Origin of the sequence: Solwaraspora sp. WMMD792, assembly GCF_029626105.1 — a bacterium.
GTDB lineage: Bacteria > Actinomycetota > Actinomycetes > Mycobacteriales > Micromonosporaceae > Micromonospora_E.
The window spans coordinates 2,944,189-2,963,224 of record NZ_JARUBH010000009.1 but is presented as its reverse complement, the minus strand read 5'-3'; the positions used below and the strand labels follow the sequence as shown (position 1 = coordinate 2,963,224).

Sequence of the window (19,036 nt, the reverse complement as noted above, 5' to 3'; positions counted from 1 at the left end):
GAGCTGCCGTGCAGGCCGGAGGTCGTCAGTCGTCCGATCCGCCGTCGTACCCGCCGCTGTCGGCGGACGTCGACGATGGGGACGGCGCAGGCAGCGGCAACGCAGGAGGCGGCGACGGCACGTCATCGACGTGCTGCGACAGGTCAAATGTCTCGCGTTCCGGCAGGTCAAATGTCTCGGGCTGCGGCTGGGTGGGGGGCAGGCTCGACCACGACACGGAGGTGCTCGCCGCCGAACTCGATCCCCATCCGGTGTGATCCTCGCCGGGTTCCATCCCCATGAACGTACCGATGAGAAAGCCGCCTAGGACGAACCCGATCGTCACGAGTACGCCAGGCAGCAACGGCCAATCCATGATCTTGATGTGGAAAATGAGGAAGATGTGGCCGGCGGCTCCTCCGACCAGGTATCCCATTCCTCCAGTCTCGCCGGCAGCTTCTCGGAATCCGATCTTGCGAGGTGGTAGACCGTAGCGCCCTGATCCCATGGGAATGACACCTCCGGAACGTCAGGTATGTGCCACCCCGAACGGTACCGGCCCCCGGCAACGGACGCCGGGAGCTTTCGCTCTCGCAGATGCCGACTGGTCGGGTGGTGGATCAGGCACCGCCCAGCCCGGCCGCGTCGTGTGTCGCGCGGCAGTGCGCTGGGGACGCCGAGTGTCGTCGGTAAGCCGCACCCGACCAGCCGCGCCTGGAACCACACCATCCGACCCGGAACGTTGGTCAACCCCGTCCGGGTCGACCTGCTGTGGAAACGGGTACGGTAAACCATCCACAGTGGCCCTGGTCCGCGCGGTGTCGGCGCGGCCGGTCTGATAGTGGGGCACCCGAATGGGAGCGGCACGACACGGCTCGACCCTTCACCCACTTTCGACAACACGAAAAAGGGCTTGAGCGTAGTCCATCGACAGAGGTGCGATCCGTACCGCGCCAACACGGAATCCAGACGTCGAGCGCCGGTGCGGATGACGTCGTCGGCATCCCATCGGCCGGCCTGGGCCGGGGATCATGCCGAGCCGCGTAGCACCAACTTCGTGGGCAGGATGATGGACGGGGGTTCGTGTCCCGCGATGAGCTCGACGAGCATCCGGGCCATTTCACTGCCCAGGGCCTGGACCGACTGGTGCACGGTGGTCAACGGCGGATCGGTTCGTTCGGCTGTGCCGAGGTTGTCGAAGCCCACCACCGCCACGTCGGCAGGCACGGACCGGCCGGCGTCGGTGAGGACGTGTAGGGCGCCCACTGCGGTGTTGTCGCTGGCGGCGAAGACGGCGTCGAGGTCGGGGTGGCTGTCGAGCAGTGACTTCATCGCTGCGGCACCGCCGGCCTCGGTGAAGTCGCCTTCCGCCGTCGCGTACGGGGCCAGTCCAGCCATGATCATGGCTTCCTGGTAGCCGCGATGTCGAGCACGGCCAACATCGGTGGACCTGGGGCCGGTGATGGTGACGATCCGGGTGCGGCCGAGGCCGATGAGATGTTCGGTGGCCAATCGGGCGCCGCCGAGGTTGTCCGAGTCGACGTACCACTGTGGTTCGAAATTCAATGGCCGGCCGCCGTACACTGCGGGCAGGCCGGCCCGCCGCACGATGTGCGTCAGCGGATCGTCGCCGTGCAGCGCCATCAGCATGATGCCGTCGACACCGCGCGTGTGCAGCAGGTTGGTCAGCCGGGACCGGCCCTGTACGGAACTGGCAAGGCACAGCAGCAGGTGAAGGTCGGTTTCCTCCAGCGCTGCGGACACGCCGACGATGATTTGGGCAAAGAACGGGTCGGCGAACAGCTCGGGATCGTCATGGGAGACCGCCAGCGCGACGATCCCCGTCCGTTGGGTGGCGAGGGCACGGGCGGTGCGGTTGGGGAGATAGCCCAGCTCCTTGATGGCGCGCTCCACGGCGGCGCGCGTGGCGTGGCTGACGTACGGCGCCTTGTTGATGACTCGGGACGCGGCGGACCGTGACACGCCAGCGCGCTCGGCTACCTCGTCGAGGGTCGGTTGCCGCCTGAGCCTCTGCGGTGCCATCGCGATGCCGAGTCCTTCCCGCCCGACGTTGGGGGCAGCCGCTACACCGGCCGGTGCCGTTGTCGTTGAGATCGTATCGGCCGTCATCGACGGCGTCGAGGAAGCTTGTGGTCTCCGTGGTCTGGAAGCGGTCCCAGAAATCCTCGGCACCAACTTCGTCACAGGGGCGGCCACTCTTGACATCTGCCTCGTGTTCTCCGACGATCGAGGCCAATACATGGATGGGCATCACTGGAAGCGCTTCCAGTCCTACCCGGAGGAGACCAGTTCATGACACGACGGACCCGTCCTTGGGGATTTGCCGCCGCCCTGGCGTTGGCGATCCCCGCGATCCTGCTCGGGGCACCTGCTGCGCACGCGGATCCGATCAGCCAGACCAGCGGCTTCTACGTCGACCCCAATTCGAGCCCGGCGCGGTGGGCGGCCGCGAACCCGGGTGACGGACGCGCCGCCGCCATCCGAAGTGAGATCGGGCAGAAGCCGATGGCCAGATGGTTCGGCAACTGGAGCGGCGACATCTGGAGCGCGGTCGGGAGCTACGTGGGAGCCGCAGACGCTGTCGACAAGCTTCCGCTGCTGGTGGCCTACAACCTTCCCGGCCGAGACGCATGTGGCGGTCACTCCGGTGGCGGCGCCGGTAGCATCGCCGCCTACGACGCGTGGGCCGCCTCCTTCGCCTCCGCCATCGGTGGCCGTCCTGCCGTGGTAGTCCTCGAACCGGACTCCCTGGGTGACTTCAACTGCATGAGCCAGGCGCAGATCAACGACCGGGTGGGCATGCTCTCGCGCGCCGTCGGCCAGTTCCGGTCCAAGGCGCCCAACACCTGGGTCTACATCGACGCCGGCAATCCTCGCTGGGTCGACGCCCAGACGATGGCGCAGCGGCTCAACATGGCCGGGGTTGCCAACGCGCGCGGCTTCGCGCTGAACGTCTCGAACTACATCACCACCGGTGAGAACACCAACTACGGCAATCAGGTCGCCTCCGCCCTGCAGAGGTTCGGATACCGCAAGCCGTACGTGATCGACACCAGTCGCAACGGCAACGGCTCCAACGGTCAATGGTGCAACCCCGGCGGCCGCCGGATCGGGACCCCGAGCCGGCTGGGTGGCGGCGCGGAAATGCTGCTGTGGCTCAAGACACCGGGCGAGTCCGATGGCAACTGTGGAGTCGGTGGCGGCTCCAGCGCCGGGCAGTTCCTGCCCGAGGTCGCCTACAAGATGATCTACGGTTACTAGCCGGGTTGCCGACAACCTGCCCGGTCGGGTGTTGGTGCGGGACTCGAAGGATCCGGCTGGTCCGGTGCTGACGTTCGGCCCGGACACGTGGCGGTCCTTCGTAGCCGGCGCGGCAGCCCGGCGGTGAACTGTCCGGTAGGTGGTGGGCCGGTGCGTCGCCGCTCCACCATCTACCGGAACCGCCCTGCTCAGCCTGCGGCCGTCGGCGGAGGCTCCCAGTAGATCTCTACCCGGTGACGGTCCGGGTCCAGGCACTTGAAGGCGGCGTACGCCGGTTCCTCGTACCGCTCGATGATCTCGACGCCGTCGGCTCCCATCTGGTCGAGCAGTGCGCGGACCGCCTCGGGTCGTGGCATGCGGAAGCCGAAGTGCAGGAACGGCGGTGACGCGCCGACCGCCTCAACTGGGTGGAGTGCGAGGTCGAAACCGTCGGCGTCGCGGATGATGACCGTGCCGTCCGGGTACCGCTGCGCCGTGGCCAGGTCGAAGCCGAAGTAGTGGTGGTAAAACTGGATGCTGCGCTGCGGATCGCGCACCGGCAGGCCGAGGTGGTTCAGTCGCACGGATCCACGGTACGCCGGCCGGCGTCGCTGAATCAGTCGTCGAGGAAGTCGTCGACGTGGCGGATCAGCTCGGCCCAGGCGGGTTCGGTCGCGGTGAACAGGTGGTTGGCGCTGTCGAGTAGCACCAACCGGCTGTCGTCGATCAGCGCGGCGAGTTCCGTGGCGTTCGAGGCGGGGACCCGGGGGTCGTTGCGGGCGTGCAGGATCAGCGTGGGGCAGCGGACCTGCCCCGCCAGCGGGAACACGTCCATTGTAGTGATCATCTGGAAGAAGCGGACCAGGTTCTCCAGCGACGTGGTGCGGCGGGTGAAGGCGATGTACGCGTCCAACTCGGCCGGGGCGGCGTTGGGCAGGAACTGGGCGGCGTAGGCGCGCAGGAAGCTCGGGTCGGCGGACTGCCAGGCGACCGTGGCCAGGTCCAGGTCGACGTCGGCGACCCGGCGGTCCAGATCGGTGCGGGCGCGGGCCTGCCGGCCCCGGGCGTGGCTGCTGATCAGGACCATCCGGGTGACCCGGTCCGGGCGCAGCGCGGCGTAGGCGATCGCGGTGGCGGCGGCCTGCGCCGTACCGATGATCGCGAAGGTGTCGTATCCGGCGGCGTCGGCGACCGTGTCGAGGTCCTCGACCCACACCTGCGGTGACGCCGATGGCGGGCACCAGTCGGACAGCCCGCAGCCCCGCTCGTCGTAGCGCAGCCCGCGTCGGCTCTCGCGCATCAGATCGCGGTACCAGTGGATCCACATCGGATCGCGCCGGTCGAGGCCGAGATGGGTCAGCCAGTTGGCGGTGGAGATCAGCGGGGGACCGGCGCCGGTGACGGTGTAGGCGAGTCGGATGCCGTCCCTGGTCCGGCAGAACCGGACGGTGTCGTAGTCCTTGGGCTCGGCGACCGGGGTGACGTCGGCGACGAACTGGTAGCCGCGTCGGTGGACGGTGCGGATGATCTCCTGATGGCCGCCGGTCTCGCGGACCGAGTGACGGACGGCGCGCAGGGCCGAGGCGAAGACGGACTCGGTGACGTGCTGGCCGGACCAGAGGGTGTTCAGCAGTTCCTGCCTGGTGACCAGCCGGTCCCGGTGAGCGGCGAGGTGGCACAGCAACTCGACGGCTCGCGGCTCCAGCAGGATCTGCTGGCCCCGGTGGCGTAGTTGCCGGTGTTCCAGGTCCAACTCGTACTGGCCGAACCAGAGTCGTGCGTGTGCCACCGCCGGAGCATAGCGGCATCGATGCCGCGGTCCTGATCATGATCGAGGGGGTTGGCCAGGTGGTAGCGCTCCCAGCCGGTAACGGTTTGAAAACTTCGCCCACGGTCTTGACACGGAGGGGGTGTTAGTAAGAACTTTTACCACTAACAGTTAACAGTCCTTCCCGAAAGGTCGACGCCGATGGCTGACAGCGAGGTGGAGATCCCCGCGGGGACCGCGGTGGTCGACGCCCCGGGGCCGGCCGACACGGTGCTCGCCCGGATCCGGCTCACCGAGTTCACCGGTGCGCTGCGCCGGGTCGCCGACCAGGTGCTCACCGACCCGGCCGCGGCCGCCCGCGCCACCATCGTCGAGCTGGCCGAACGCAGCGGTACGTCACCGGCGACGGTCACCCGGTTCTGCCGGGCGCTCGGCTTCGACGGCTACGCCGACCTGCGGCTCGGCATCGCCGCCGAGACCGGCCGGGCCCGCGCCGCCGGCTGGACCGTCGACATCGGCCGGGAGATCCAGCCCGGTGACCCGCTCGACCGGGTGCTCGGCCAGATCATGGCCGCCGACACCCAGGCCATGCACGACACCGCCGCCCTGCTCGACCTCAGCCAGGTCGAGCAGGCCGCCGACGCGGTCGCCGCCGCCAGCCGGGTCAACATCTTCGGCGCCAGCGGCAGCGCGCTGGTCGGCGAGGAGATGCAGTTCAGCCTGCACCGTATCGGCGTACCGGCCTGGGCCTGGACCGACCTGCACAACGGTCTGGCCAGCGCGGCGCTGATGCGCGACGGCGATGTGGCCCTCGGTATCTCGCACACCGGCCAGACCCGGGAGACCATCGAGATGGTCGCCGAGGCCGGCAGCCACGGCGCGACCACCGTCGCGCTGACCAGTTTCCCCCGCTCCACCCTGGCCGACCTGGCCGACATCGTCCTGCTCACCGCCCCCCAGGCGACCACCTTCCGGCCGGACGCGCTCTCCGCCCGGCACCCGCAGCTCGTCGTCCTCGACCTGCTCTACGTCGCCGTCGCGCAACGGACCCACGACCGCGCGCACGCGGCGTTCCGCCGCACCGCCCGAGCCGTCGACGGTCACAAGGCCATCGACCGGATCACCATCCGCCCCGCCGAAAATCCCAGCTGAGGAGCACACATCATGTCGATCTACCCCGACTCCGTGCGGATCCCGTCCGCCGTCGCCGGCGCCTCGGTGCGCCGGCGGACCCTGCTGCGCCGCGCGGCCGCCGCCGGGCTGCTGGCCGGTCCGGCGGCCGGCCTGCTCTCCGCCTGCGCCGGCAGCGACCCCGGCACGGGTACGGAGACCGGCACCAAGAGCGCCGACAACCCGTTCGGTGTCGCCGACGACAGCAGCGTCGACGTCGTCGTGTTCAACGGCGGCCTCGGCGACGAGTACCCCGAGTTCGACAAGACGCTGTTCGTGGCCAAGCACGACAGCGTCACCGTCAACCTCAGCTCCACCCAGAAGATCAAGACCGAGCAGCAGCCGAAGTTCTCCACCACCCCGGCCGACCTGATCAACAACTCGGGTGCCGACCTGATGGCGATCGACACCCTGATCAACGAGGGCGCGCTGACCGAGCTGACCCCGCTGCTGGACGCGCCGAGCTGGGACGACCCGGCCGTCAAGGTCCGCGACACGCTGCTGCCCGGCACCGTCGACGACGGTACGTTCGACGGCGAGTTTTTCCAGCTCAACTACGCGTACACGGTGTTCGGTCTGTGGTTCGACCAGGCGTTGTTCGACCGCAACGGGTGGGCGGTGCCGACCAGCTTCGACGAGTTCTTCACCCTCGCCCCGAAGATCAAGGCGGCCGGTGTCGCGCCGTTCGCCTTCGCCGGCAAGTACCCGTACTACATGCGCTGGCCGATCATGACCTGGATCTGGCTGGCCGGTGGCCGGCAGGCGGTCGTCGACATCGACAACCTGAAGGCGGGTGCCTGGCAGACCGACGCGGTCACCGCCGCGATGAGCGCCGTCGAGAAGATGGTCGCCGACGGCTACACCCTCACCGGCAGCGACACCCTGACCCACACCGAGTCGCAGCAGGCCTGGCTGGACGGCAAGGCGGCGTTCCTGCCCTGCGGCACCTGGCTGGAGAACGAGATGCGGGCCACCATCCCGGGCGGCTTCCAGATGAAGATCGCCCCGGTGTGGAGCGTCGGCGCCGACGACGCTGCCCCGTACGGCACCGTGCAGGCCGGCTCCGGCGAGGGCTGGATCGTGCCGAAGAAGGCCGCCAACGCCCCCGGCGGCATGGAGTTCCTGCGGGCCATGCTCTCCAAGGAGGGCGCCGGCAAGTTCGCCGAACTGACCAGCTCGCTCGCCTCGGTCAAGGGCTCCGGCGACAACGTCACCACCTCCACCGCGCTGACCTCTGCCAACGAGCTGATGAGCAACGCCCCCGGCGACCTGGTCTCGTTCCGTCACCCCGACTGGTACGCCGACCTGGACAAGGTGGAGCAGAACGCGATCGGCGAGCTGATGGCCGGCCGGATGACCGCCAAGGAGTTCCAGGACACCCTGCAGCAGGCGGCCGACGAGATCGCGGCGGACGACGCGGTGAACAAGTTCACCCGGTCCTGAGTCGTCGCTCCGCTGACCCGACCGAGCAGAAAGTGACCTGACGATGCAGCACGGAAAGGCCCGGTTCGTGACGGGCTTCCTGGCACTGCCGGTGGCGCTGTACGTGTTCTACGTCGTCTGGCCGTACGCCCAGGCGGCCGGCTACTCGCTGACCAACTGGGGCGGCTACTCCGACACCCAGGAGTTCGTCGGGCTGGCCAACTACGTCCAGATGTTCGGCGACGAACTGATCCGTACGGCGTTCTGGCACAACGTCTTCTTCCTGGTCACCCTGCCGCTGTTCACCATCGCGCTGGCCCTGTTCCTCGCCTTCCTGCTCAACGTGGGAGGGCGCGGGGACAGGGCCGGCGTGCGGGGCGTACGCGGCTCCGGCGTCTACAAGGTGATCTTCTTCTTCCCACAGGTGCTGTCCCTGGTGCTGGTCGCCATCATGTGGGGTGCCATCTACCGGGGCGACAGCCAGGGGCTGCTCAACGGCATCCTGATCAGGATCGGTCTGGTCGACGCGGAGCAGCCGCTGAAGTTCGTCTCCGACCCGACGCCGTTCCTCGGCGTACCGGCGGTGCTGTGGTGGCTGCTGCTGATCGCCGTCTGGGGCGGGGTCGGCTTCTACATGGTGCTGTTCTCCGCCGCCATGCAGTCGATCCCGAAGGACATCTTCGAGGCGGCGATGCTCGACGGGGCCAGCCGGGTGACCAGCTTCCTGCGGATCACCCTGCCGCTGCTGCGCGACAGCATCTCGGTCGCCTGGGTCTACCTCGGCTTCATCGCCCTGGACATGTACGCGCTGGTCTTCGTGATGACCCCCAACCAGGGCGGCCCCGACCACGCCAGTGAGGTCTTCGCGTCGGTCATCAACTTCACCGCCTTCAACAAGGGCCAGTTCGGCTACGCCTGCGCGATCGGGGTCGCGCTGGCCATCTTCACGCTGCTGCTCGCTGCGGTGCAGTTGCGGATCACCCGCCGTGAGCGGATCGAATTCTAGGGAGGGCCGCGCGATGAGCACTGTCACCAACCCACCGACCAGCGCGGCCAGCCCGCCGCCACCGCCGTCGAAGTCCGCCGGCGGTCGGCGTACCGCCCGGTCGCTGCCGCCCCGGCGGGCCGGCGCGGTCAGCGACTCCTTCTTCAACGGCTTCTCCCACCTGTTCCTGCTGATCTGGGGCGCCATGGTGGTGCTGCCGCTGCTGTGGGTGATCATGTCGTCGTTCAAGGACGACGCACAGATCATCCGGGAGCCGCTGTCACTGATCCCGGACGAGCTGCACTGGGAGAACTTCGCCCGGGCCTGGGTCGACGGCGGCATCGGCGATTTCTTCGTCAACACCATCCTCATCGTCGGCGGCGGGGTCTTCCTGACCATGCTGCTCGGCTCGATGGCCGCCTACGTGCTGGCCCGCTACGAGTTCCCCGGCAACCGGGTCATCTACTACATGTTCCTGTCCGGGCTGACCCTGCCGGTGTTCATGGCCGCGGTGCCGCTGTACAAGGGCGTCTACAACACCGGCGTGTTCATCCCGCTGCTCGGCCCGAACAGCCACGTGATGCTGATCCTCGTCTACGTGGCCTGGTCGCTGGCGTTCACGGTCTTCTTCATGCATTCGTTTTTCAAGACGCTGCCGACCACGGTCGCCGAGGCGGCGATGGTGGACGGCGCGTCGCACAGCACGCTGTTCTTCCGGGTGATGCTGCCGATGGCGAAACCCGGGCTGATCAGCATCGGGATCTTCAACGTGATCGGCCAGTGGAACCAGTGGTACCTGCCGTACCTGCTGATGCAGCCCAACGGCGGTGAGGCGAAGAACCAGGTGATCGCCCAGGGGCTGATCGACCTGTCGGTGAACCAGGGCTACAAGTCCGACTGGTCGGGACTGTTCGCCGGGGTGACCATGGCGATGCTGCCGGTGCTGCTGGTCTACATCGTCTTCCAGCGGCAGGTGCAGTCCGGCCTCACCGGCAGCGTCTCCAAGTAGGCGGCGTCTCTAGACAGCCGCCGACGGTCAGTACACGTAGGTGACGTCGACCATGTGCGCGCCCCCGGTGCGCGGCGGCGACAACAGATAGGTGGTCGACGCGGGCACCGCGAAGTAGAACGTCCAGCTCTGCGACGCGGGCTGGCCGACGAACGCGGTGGTGACGCCGGACGCTCCGGTCAGCTTCGAGCAGCCGACCGGGATACACAGGTACGCCTCGACCCCTGAGTGGTTGCTCAGGCTGTACGACCAGTGCACGGTGGTGATCAGCGCGCCGGTCGGCGCGGTGCCGGACACCGTGCTGCTGGCATACCACCAGTTCGTCTGGTACAGAACCCCGCCGATCGGATTGCGCATGTAGTTGCTCACCGCCGCCTCGGCGGCATTCGCCGGCAACATGACGGCGATGATTGCGCTGAACGCGACGAGGGTACGGCGTAGTGCTTTCATAATCGTCCTCCCGGTGATTGAGGCGGATCTCGAATCTAACCGGCTGATCGACCCTGAGAAATGTTTCACCGTCTTCTCGGCATACGCATTTCTGCGTTCTTGACCTGACCCTGACCACTGCCCGTCGACACGGTTGCCCACCTGGTGTTCGCGGGTCTGATGCATGTGTGGCATCGCGATGCCACACATGCATCAGACCTGGAGAGCATTTGCCTCCGGCCCGGCGGGCGCGGGTCTGCCGGGTCGGCGTACGACAGCACCCACGACCAGGGCGGATGTTGTCGTACGCCGGGGCGACAATGGTCGGGTGCTGGTGGCGGTGGCGGCGGGTCCGGGCGGCGGTGGCGCGCGGCGGCTGCTGCACGCCGACGGGCGGCCCGCCGGCCCGGTCGAGGCCGTGCCCGACCTGGCGTCGGATGCCGACCGGCCACCACCGTCGCAGCATCCGGCGGCCGGGCCGTCACCATCGCAGCCACCGGCGGCGCGTCCGGTGCCCGAGCCGCGCTGGCTGTGGGCGACCACCGCGGCGATCTACCCGGCCCTGCTGCGGGCCGGCGTGCGGATCGAGCGGTGCCACGACGTCGAGCTGACCGAGGCGCTGCTGCTCGGCTACGACGGACGCTGGGGCGAGCCGCGGTCGCTCGCCGCCGCGTACGCCCGGCTGACCGGCGCGCCGGTGCCACCCGACCCGCCCGCGCCGGGTGCCGCGCCACCCGGGCATGGCCAGGCCGCGCTGTTCGACGACGTGCCGGCCCCGGCGACGGTCGCCGACCCGATCGACGCACTCACCCGGGTGTACGCCGACCAGCAGCGCCGCATCGCGGGTACCGCCCGCCCGGACCGGTTCCGACTGCTGGTCGCCGCCGAGTCGGCCGGTGCGCTGGTCGCCGCCGAGATGGGTGCCGCCGGGCTGCCGTTACGGGCCGACCTGCACGACGCGCTGCTCACCGAGCTGCTCGGCGCACCGTCGCCGGTCGGTGGGCCGCCGCGCCGGCTGGCCGAGCTCGCCGGTCGGATCGCCGCCGCGTTCGGGGTCCGGCAGCTGCACGCCGACTCACCGGCAGAGGTGCTGCGGGCCTTCGCCCGGGTCGGGATCAGCCTGCCGAACACCCGGGCCTGGGTGCTGCGCGGCGTGGACCATCCGGCCGTTCCGCTGCTCATCGAGTACAAGGAACTGCACCGGATCTGGACCGCGCACGGCTGGGCGTGGCGGCAGGCCTGGGTCCGCGACGGCCGGTTCCGCCCCGAGTACGTGCCGGGCGGGGTGGTGTCCGGCCGGTGGGCCACCCGGGGCGGCGGGGCGTTGCAGATCCCCAAGGCGGTCCGCCGGGCGGTGGTCGCCGATCCCGGCTGGTGTTTCGTGGTGGCCGACGCCGCGCAGCTGGAGCCACGGGTGCTCGCCGCGATGTCCGGTGACCGCCGGCTGGCCGCCGCCGGCGGCGCCGGTGACCTGTACGCCGCGCTGGCCCGCGACTCGTTCGGCGGTGACCGGGCCCGGGCGAAGGTCGCGCTGCTCGGCGCCATGTACGGGCAGACCGGCGGCGCCGCCGTGCCGGCCCTCGCCGTGCTGCGCCGCAGCTACCCGGTCGCGTTCGAGTACCTGGAGTCGGCGGCCCGGACCGGGGAGACCGGTGGCCTGGTGCGCTCCTGGCTCGGCCGGACCTGTCCACCGTCCGACGTCGGCACCCCGGCCCGGGGGCGGTTCACCCGCAACTTCGTCGCCCAGGCGACCGCCGCCGAGTGGGCGCTGATCCTGCTGGCCACCGTCCGTCAGGCGATCGCCGGCACCGCCGCCGAGCTGGTCTTCTTCCAACACGACGAGGTGGTGGTGCACTGCCCGGCGACGCAGGCGGCGGCGGTCGCCGCCGCCGTGCGGGAGTGCGCCGGTCGGGCCACCACGGTGCTGTTCGGCGACACCCCGGTCCGGGTGCCGCTCGAGGTGTCCACCGTCACCTGCTACGCGGACGCCACCTGATCGCCACCTGATCGTTGGGACCGTTGTGCGTTCCATCGGATCGGGCAGCGTTTGGCGGGCGCTGTGACCGCCGGCCGGGCTGGACCGGCCGGGCAGACGTTGCGGGGGTGGCTCAGCTGAGTCGGATCGCGGGGATGATCATCGCGGCTGGTGGGGGTCGGCGGATCGGCGGGCCGGAGGCCCTGCTGTACCGCGGCGACCAACTGCTGGTCGAACGGGCGTTGCGGATCGTGGGGGAGACCGGCTGTGATCCGGTCGTGGTGGTGCTCGGCGCCGCCGCCGACCAGGTACGCGACACCGCCGACCTGACCGGCGCCACCGTGGTGGTCAACCGGGCCTGGGGGACCGGGCTCGGCTCGTCGCTGCGGGTCGGTCTGGACGCGTTGAAGGACAGCGACGCCGAGGCTGTGGTGGTGTTCCCGGTCAACATGCCGGGGATCACCGCCGACGCGCTGCGCCGGGTGACCGCGCTGCCGTACCCGGAGGTGCTGGTCTGCGCCACCTACGCCGGCACGCGCAGCTACCCGATGGTGTTCGGCCGGCGGCACTGGGCGGCGATCGCGACCCTGGCCAACGCCGATGGCGGGGCCCGGCCGTACCTGCTCGCGCACACCGGTGAGGTGATCGACATCTCCTGCGACGGGGTCGCCGAAGGCGGGCAGGTGGACACCCCGGAGTCGGTCGCGGCGTGGGGGTTGGCGGTGCCGGTGCAGCGCACCCCGGCGTGACCCGGGCCGACCCGCCCCGAGCCGACCCGCCCCGAGCCGACTTGCCCTAACCTGATCGGTGGCTCAGCTGTCGGTGAAGTGCCGGTGCACCGCCGGGATGGCCAGCCCGATGATGGCCAGCACCGACACGACGGTGAACACGCCACGGAGCACGACCACCTCGAACTTGCTGCCGGCCTTGATGGAGAACCGGTCCGACGGGCCGATCATCCGCCACATCCGCCGGCCGATCGGGATCGGCCACAGGATCGGTACGCCGGCCCGGGTGATCAGGTCACCGAGGATGTGGACGAAGCAGCCGACCCCCATCGCCAGGCCGAGCATCGGGTAGCCCCGGTCACCGGGCAGGTGCAGGTAGGTGAAGTAGGCGGCGCCGAGCGACAGCAGGGTGACGATCACCCAGCCGGCGCGTTTGGCCCACTCGTCGAACAGGCCCCGCAACGCCAGGCCGATCATGAAGAACAGGATGGCGATCACCGCCCATTTGCCGTACGCGGCGCACAGCGCGGTGGTGCCCCAGCCGACCAGCACGGTGAACGGGATGGTGTGGGTGAGGGTCCGGTGCCCGTTGTTGCGGTGCGGGTCCTTGCTGAGCTTGGTCGCGTGGTAGACGCCGAGGGAGATCTTCTCGATGACCTCGGCGACGAACAGCGACGCCACCCCGAAGGTCCGGGCGACGGTGGCGCCGCCCTGGTTGCGGGTGACCTTGCCGGACAGGTCCAGGTCCGGGAAGAGCGCGCCGCCGGCGCAGACGGCGGTGCCGACCGCGATCATCAGTGGCGACTGCTCGTAGCCGGCGAACTGGTCGAGCGCCCAGGAACCGGCTAGCCACACGGTGGCACCGGACAGCGCGTGGGACGGACCCATCATGGCAGAGCTTCCTCCAAGGTCAACTTCTCGGCGGAGGCAACTCTGTCAGATGGTGGTGGCACCGTCCACACCGGTACGGCGGTCAGAGCACCCGGGTGACTCCTTCGCTGTCCACCCTGGGATCGAGCCGGTCCGGGTCCAGGTTGACGCAGAGCACCACGCTCGCGCCGACGGCGAGCGGTGCGAGCAGCCAGAACAGCGGGTGCTCGTGCTGGCCGCCGTCGACCAGCACCCGGTCGCCGGCGGTGACGTCCTGCTGCGCGGCGATCTCCAGCGCCAGTGAACCCCACTCGGCGTAACTGGTCCCGTCCACGCTGGCCAGATCACCTGGCCGGACCAGCCCGTACGCCGGTGGCTGACCGGGGTACCGGCACGCCTCGGCGAGGAAGTCGCGGTAGCCCTCCGGCGGCGGGGTGCCCGCCGCGGCCCGGGCACCGACGTCGAGCATGAAGCGGTACCGCGCCCCGGGCACGTCCTCCAACCAGTCGTCGATCCGACCACGGGCGGCGAACACCGCGTCCAACGGCTCGTCGCCACCCGGCTCGATCACCGGTAGGCCGGCGGTGGCGGCCAGCCGGATCGACACCGACACCCCGATCGACCAGGCACCCAGCAGAACGGCGGCGGTCTGCCAGTGCGGCGGCAGCAGGATCGCCGCCCGGTCGCCGGCGACCAGCCCGCAGCCGTCGCGCAGCACCGCCCCGGTCCGGGCCGCCCAGGCGCCCAGCGCGGTCGCGGAGAGTTCGGTCCGCTCGCCGGTGGCGTCGTCGTAGCAGGTCAGCAGGGGCGTCGTCGGGTCGCCCGGGTAGATGCCCAGGCCGGGCGCGCTGGCGAGGGCGGACGCGTCCATGCGTACTCCAGGGTGTGAATGGTCGTCGCGGCCGACCCTACCGGGTCAGGGCGCCGGGAACCCGTAACCGCGCGGCCACGTCGCGCAGCCGGGGCCAGCTCACGGCGGTGGTGCCGGGTGGGGTACCGGCGGTCACCCGGCGCAGCATCCGGTCGGTCTCGTCCACGTCGAGCCGTCGCCTCGGGTCACGGCGCAGCAGCCCGGCGAGCACCGGCCGCAGCGGCCCGGCCCGGGTCGCCGGGTCCGGTGGCGCGGTGGCCAGCGCGGTCAGCGTCGCCATCGGGGTCGACCGGGCGTACGGGGAACGGCCCTGGACGGCGGCGTACAGCGTGGCGCCGAGTGACCACAGGTCGGCCGCCACGGTGGACACCCCGTCCCGGGCGCGTTCCGGCGCGATGTACTGCGGCGAACCGATCACCATCCCGGTCCGGGTGATCGAGCCGTCGCCGTCCAGGGTGGCGAGTCCGAAATCAGTCAGTACCACCCGGCCCCGGTCGCCGATCAGCACGTTGTGTGGCTTGACGTCGCGGTGCAGGACCCCGTGGCCGTGCGCGGCCCGCAGGGCGGCCAGCACCCGCCGGCCGATCGCGGCGACCCGTACCGGCGGCAGCGGGCCGTCCTCGGCGACGACCTGGTGCAGCGAGCGGGACCGGACGTACTCCATCACGATCAGCGGGCTACCGGCGACGTGTCGCACGTCGTAGATGCGGACCACGTTGGGGTGGTTGAGCCGGGCGGCGCTGCGCGCCTCCCGTAGCGTCCGGCGGCGCAGCGCCTCGCGTTCGGCGTCGTTCATCCAGTCCGGGGGCAGCACCTCCTTGACCGCGACGTCGCGGTGCAGGACCTCGTCGCGGGCCAGCCAGACCCGTCCCATCCCGCCGCTGCCGACCGGACGTACGAGCCGGTAGCGGTCCGCGATCAGCTGCGGTCGCACCATCACCGTCTCCCATCGTCAGCCCACGACTGCATACAGTAGTCGCGGGCTGACGATGCCGGATCAGCTGGAGAAGCGGCCATCATCCACCGTTTCGCTGCCCCGGGTGGCCTAACAGCCGAGTGCGCCTACGAGACGGCGCCGCCGACCGCCGCGAGCAGGTTGCCGTCCGGCACGACGAGCTTGCCCGCCCCGCCGGCCAGCTGGGCGGCCGCCCGCCGGGTGTTGAAGCCCGGCGCCTCGCGGACCGCGGCGGCGTACGTGGCGGCGGTCTGCGCCGCGATCGTCGCCCAGCCGTACCGCCGGGTCACCAGCTGCCTGGCCGAGCGGGCCACCCGCCGGGCGAACAGCTCGTCGGACAGCAGCGTGTGCACCGCCTGGGCCAGCCCGTGCGGATCCTGCGGCCGGAACGTCGTGCCGGTCACGCCGTGCTCGACGATCTCGGCGAGCCCGCCGGTGGCCGACACGGCCAGTGGCGCGCCGGCCGCCGCCGCCTCCAGCGCCACCATGCCGAACGGCTCGTAGAGGCTCGGCACCACGGTGGCGTCGGTCGCGCCCAGCACCGCCGGCAGCTGCGACTCGGTCATGAACCCGGCGAAGTCGATCAGATCGGCGACGCCGAGCCGCGCGGCCTGCGCCTGCAGCTCACCCCGGTACGGCCCGTCACCGGCGACGATCACCCGCAGCCCGGGATGGCGTTGCCGCAGCCACGGCAGCGCGGCGATCAGGTGCTGGACGCCCTTCTCGTAGACCAGCCGGCCGGCGAAGCCGATCAGCGGCCCGTCGGCGGCGTACCGCTCGCGGGCCGCCGCCACCGCCCGCGTCGACGAGCGCCACACCCGGTCGTTCACCCCGTTGGCGATCACGTCCACCCGCGACGCCGGCAGCTCCAGCAGGTGGCTGACCTCCCAGCGCATGTAGCCGGAGCAGGCGATCACCCGGCACGACTCGTGGCCGAGCCAGTGTTCGATGGAGTGGATGGACTTGTTCATCTCGTCGGGCAGCCAGCCCTGGTGGCGGCCGGCCTCGGTGGCGTGGATGGTGGCGACGAGGGGGATGTCGAGGTGTTCCTTGAGGGTGATGGCGGTGTGGGTGACGAGCCAGTCGTGGGCGTGGATGACGTCGTATTCGGCGGTCTGGGTGGCGCGCAGGGCGGCGCGGGTGAGGGTGTGGTTGAAGGCCATGGTCCAGGCGAGGAGGCTGGGGGTGGCCAGGGGGAACAGGGGTGGGTCCTCGGCGGCGCGGATGATGCGGACGCCGTCGGCGTATTCCTCGAGGGGGGCGCCGGGGGCGTGGCGGGTGACGACGGTGACCTCGTGGCCGGCGTTGGCCAGGGCGACGGAGAGGGCGTGTACGTGTCGGCCCAGTCCGCCCACCACGACGGGTGGGTACTCCCAGGACAGCATCAGAATCCGCTGCGACCGTGGTGCGCGGATGTCGATCACGTCGGCGGCAGGTGACATCGACAGACCCCCCTCAATTCAAATCGGCACCGGACATGCGCGATCAGACACCTATTGCGGGTGCTGACGCGTCTTTGGGTTGCCGACGATACTGCCGGCAACGGGATAACCAGGGAAGACATTCGCGTTGCGCTGATGTAACAGCAACTGATCAGACTTGTCGGACCCGGAGTAGTTCGGCCACCGACCACGCCTGGAACGGGCAGCCGGTGGCGCCGTGCGGCGGATCCCCGTCAGCCGTTTCGCTGACCGAGCCGAGTCCGTACTCGCTCAGGTGGGCGGTCAGCCCGAGGAACACGTCGGAGACGTCCAGACCGGCCCGCCGGGCCGCCGACACGTACGGTCCGATCAGCCACGGCCAGACCGTGCCCTGGTGATAGGCGCCGTCGCGGCGGGCCGGGCCGCCCCGGTGCTGCCCGAGGTAGCCGGCCGAGTCCGGGGCCAGGCTGCGCAGACCCAGCGGGGTCAGCAGCGCCGCGCCGATCGCCCGCAGCGGTGCCGGGTCCGGCTCCAACGGGGCGTACGGCAGCGACCAGGCGAGCAACTGGTTCGGGCGCAGCGCGTCGTCGTCGGCGTGCGGGTCCCCACCCAACGGGTACTGCGCCGGGGTGTCCAGCACGTCGTAGAGCCACCCCGACGGGGCCGGGTAGCGGGCCCGGAACGACTCCTGCGCCTTCGGGTACACGCTCGTCGCCGCCCCCGGGTCACCGTCCACCAGCTGCGCCAGCTCGCTCACCGCCGCCAGCCCGTTGACCCACAGGGCGTTCACCTCGACCGGCTTGCCTTCCCGGGAGGTGATCGGCACCCCGTACACCCGGGCGTCCATCCAGGTCAGTGCCTCACCGCCGGCACCGCCGGTGAGCAGCCCGTCGGCCTCGTCCACCCGGATGCCGTACCGGGTGCCGCGCAGGTGCGCCGCGACCACCTCGCGTAGCGCCGGCAGCAACTCGGCTGCCAGGTCGATGTCGCTGGTCGCGGTGACATGCCGGTCCACCGCGTGCAGGAACCACAGGGTGCCGTCGACGGTGTTGTACTCCACGTGCCCGGTGTCGGCGGTGTTCGCCAGCATCCCCTCGGACAGTGTCGCCGCGTAGCCGCGCAGCAGCTCCCGGCCCTCGTCAGCCCGCCCGGTCGCCAGGAACAACCCCTCGTACGACGTCATCGTGTCCCGCGACCACGCCCCGAACCACGGGTAGCCGGCCACCACGTCCGGCCCGGTGCCGGTGCGCACCACGAACGCGTCGGCGGCCAGGGCCAGCGTGGCGTCGACGGCGTCGGCCGGTTTCGCGGCCGCCACCACGGCCCGGTTGCGGGTCCGGGCGGCGGCGACGATCGTGGCCGCCGGGGCCGGCACCTGTTCCAGCTGCTCCGCCCACGCGGTCACCTCGGCCACCGCGCCGGGGCCGTCGAGGGTGGCGGTGAAGCTGCCCGCGTACCACAGGTCCTCCTCGGCCCGCAGCCCGCGCGCCGCCTCCTCGCGGTGGTACACGCCGTCCCACCAGTTGCCCGCCGGCACCCAGTCCGGGCCGTGCACCCGGAACGCGCCCTCGATCACCGTGCCGCCGTCGACGTTGTCCATCCGCGGCGGGGGAGCCTGCCCGTCCCGTTCGCCGTGCGCGTCCCGCCAGGTGGTGACGGCGGCCAGGGTGAGGGTGACCGGCCCGCCGCTGACCAGCCGGTGGGTGACCGCCACGCAGGGCGAGCCGTGCGTCATCGCGATCTCCCGTTCGATCACCACGTCGCCGATCCGCCATCGCCAGCGCGGCACCCCGTCGGTCAGGTCGAACCGCTCCAGCAGGGTGTGGCCGGGCGGGTCGACCACGCCGGATGCCCATTCGTGCACGCCGAGGCGGACCTGCGCGCCGGACGGCAGGGTGACCGCCGGGTCGAGGCTGACCAGCCCGACCCGCCGGGCCGCCGGGGTGGCCCCGGCGACCACCAGCAGGCCGTGGTAACGCCGGGTACGCAGACCGCTGACCGTGCCCATCGCGTAGCCGCCCCGACCGTCGGTGACCAGCCACTCCCGGCTGGCTCCGGCGGCCAGGTCGCCGCAGACCTGCGGTCCGAAGCTGATGTCGAGCAATGTTCCTCCATGGCTGGTCGACCGGCGAGAGCGGGCTGCGGGCCGGTGGCTGGGCGGTGGCTGGGCGGTGGCGGGGTGGTACGGCAGGC

General features: G+C 70.7%; 16 protein-coding genes and 2 pseudogenes. 8 read left to right on the top strand and 10 right to left on the bottom strand.

What is annotated here, in order from left to right:
* Positions 1-25: 25 nt before the first annotated feature.
* Together O7629_RS14440 and O7629_RS14435 are read right to left on the bottom strand one after the other, a co-directional pair.
* Positions 26-415, bottom strand: a complete 390-nt coding sequence (locus O7629_RS14440; protein WP_278169759.1) for a hypothetical protein — start codon at positions 413-415, stop codon at positions 26-28.
* 593 nt (positions 416-1,008) lie between these two features.
* Positions 1,009-2,022: a LacI family DNA-binding transcriptional regulator gene (locus O7629_RS14435; RefSeq protein ID WP_278174529.1), complete on the bottom strand. Its 1,014-nt coding sequence runs from the start codon at positions 2,020-2,022 to the stop codon at positions 1,009-1,011.
* 315 nt (positions 2,023-2,337) lie between these two features.
* Between O7629_RS14435 and O7629_RS14430 the strand changes: the two genes are divergently transcribed.
* Together O7629_RS14430 and O7629_RS14425 are read left to right on the top strand one after the other, a co-directional pair.
* Positions 2,338-3,261: a glycoside hydrolase family 6 protein gene (locus O7629_RS14430; protein WP_278169758.1), complete on the top strand. Its 924-nt coding sequence runs from the start codon at positions 2,338-2,340 to the stop codon at positions 3,259-3,261.
* Positions 3,262-3,265: 4 nt separating this feature from the next.
* A pseudogene (locus tag O7629_RS14425) lies at positions 3,266-3,388 on the top strand (DUF397 domain-containing protein); the annotation flags it as partial.
* 61 nt (positions 3,389-3,449) lie between these two features.
* Here the strand turns inward: O7629_RS14425 and O7629_RS14420 are convergent.
* Positions 3,450-3,824 carry a VOC family protein gene (locus O7629_RS14420; protein ID WP_278169756.1) on the bottom strand — a complete coding sequence of 125 codons (375 nt, stop codon included), beginning with the start codon at positions 3,822-3,824 and terminating at the stop codon, positions 3,450-3,452.
* Positions 3,825-3,856: 32 nt separating this feature from the next.
* Complete coding sequence (locus O7629_RS14415; RefSeq protein WP_278169754.1) at positions 3,857-5,029, bottom strand: alpha/beta fold hydrolase; 1,173 nt, start codon at positions 5,027-5,029, stop codon at positions 3,857-3,859.
* A 180-nt stretch (positions 5,030-5,209) separates the two neighbouring features.
* Between O7629_RS14415 and O7629_RS14410 the strand changes: the two genes are divergently transcribed.
* The 4 genes from O7629_RS14410 (at position 5,210) to O7629_RS14395 (ending at position 9,594) form a co-directional block, all read left to right on the top strand.
* Entirely contained in the window at positions 5,210-6,160 is a 951-nt protein-coding gene (locus tag O7629_RS14410) for a MurR/RpiR family transcriptional regulator (RefSeq protein WP_278169752.1), read from the top strand.
* 12 nt (positions 6,161-6,172) lie between these two features.
* Positions 6,173-7,621: an N-acetylglucosamine/diacetylchitobiose ABC transporter substrate-binding protein gene (gene ngcE, locus O7629_RS14405; RefSeq protein WP_278169750.1), complete on the top strand. Its 1,449-nt coding sequence runs from the start codon at positions 6,173-6,175 to the stop codon at positions 7,619-7,621.
* A 43-nt stretch (positions 7,622-7,664) separates the two neighbouring features.
* Positions 7,665-8,606: a sugar ABC transporter permease gene (locus O7629_RS14400; RefSeq protein ID WP_278169748.1), complete on the top strand. Its 942-nt coding sequence runs from the start codon at positions 7,665-7,667 to the stop codon at positions 8,604-8,606.
* Between the two features lie 184 nt (positions 8,607-8,790).
* Positions 8,791-9,594: a carbohydrate ABC transporter permease gene (locus O7629_RS14395; protein ID WP_347403729.1), complete on the top strand. Its 804-nt coding sequence runs from the start codon at positions 8,791-8,793 to the stop codon at positions 9,592-9,594.
* 27 nt (positions 9,595-9,621) lie between these two features.
* On the opposite strand, the gene O7629_RS14390 is transcribed toward O7629_RS14395, so the two are convergent.
* A complete protein-coding gene (locus O7629_RS14390; protein WP_278169746.1) occupies positions 9,622-10,044 on the bottom strand; it encodes a flagellar protein FlhE in 423 nt (140 codons plus the stop codon).
* Between the two features lie 307 nt (positions 10,045-10,351).
* Here O7629_RS14390 and O7629_RS14385 point away from each other — a divergent pair, with 307 nt between their 5' ends.
* The gene (locus O7629_RS14385; RefSeq protein WP_278169745.1) at positions 10,352-12,019 is read left to right on the top strand and encodes a bifunctional 3'-5' exonuclease/DNA polymerase; all 1,668 of its coding nucleotides are present in this window, start codon (positions 10,352-10,354) and stop codon (positions 12,017-12,019) included.
* Positions 12,020-12,153: 134 nt separating this feature from the next.
* Complete coding sequence (locus tag O7629_RS14380) at positions 12,154-12,747, top strand: NTP transferase domain-containing protein (protein ID WP_278174528.1); 594 nt, start codon at positions 12,154-12,156, stop codon at positions 12,745-12,747.
* Between the two features lie 63 nt (positions 12,748-12,810).
* On the opposite strand, the gene O7629_RS14375 is transcribed toward O7629_RS14380, so the two are convergent.
* From O7629_RS14375 to O7629_RS14355, 5 genes and pseudogenes are all read right to left on the bottom strand, one after another.
* Positions 12,811-13,617, bottom strand: coding sequence for a metal-dependent hydrolase (locus O7629_RS14375; protein WP_278169744.1), 807 nt, complete (start codon positions 13,615-13,617; stop codon positions 12,811-12,813).
* Positions 13,618-13,699: 82 nt separating this feature from the next.
* Positions 13,700-14,467, bottom strand: coding sequence for a TIGR03089 family protein (locus O7629_RS14370; protein WP_278169741.1), 768 nt, complete (start codon positions 14,465-14,467; stop codon positions 13,700-13,702).
* A 136-nt stretch (positions 14,468-14,603) separates the two neighbouring features.
* A pseudogene (locus O7629_RS14365) lies at positions 14,604-15,404 on the bottom strand (serine/threonine-protein kinase); the annotation flags it as partial.
* A 125-nt stretch (positions 15,405-15,529) separates the two neighbouring features.
* On the bottom strand, positions 15,530-16,864 hold the full coding sequence (locus O7629_RS14360) for a glycosyltransferase family 4 protein (protein ID WP_278169739.1): 1,335 nt from the start codon (positions 16,862-16,864) through the stop codon (positions 15,530-15,532).
* A gap of 151 nt (positions 16,865-17,015) precedes the next feature.
* Positions 17,016-18,947 (bottom strand): amylo-alpha-1,6-glucosidase, encoded by a 1,932-nt coding sequence (locus O7629_RS14355; protein WP_278169737.1) that lies wholly within the window; start codon positions 18,945-18,947, stop codon positions 17,016-17,018.
* Positions 18,948-19,036: the final 89 nt, after the last annotated feature.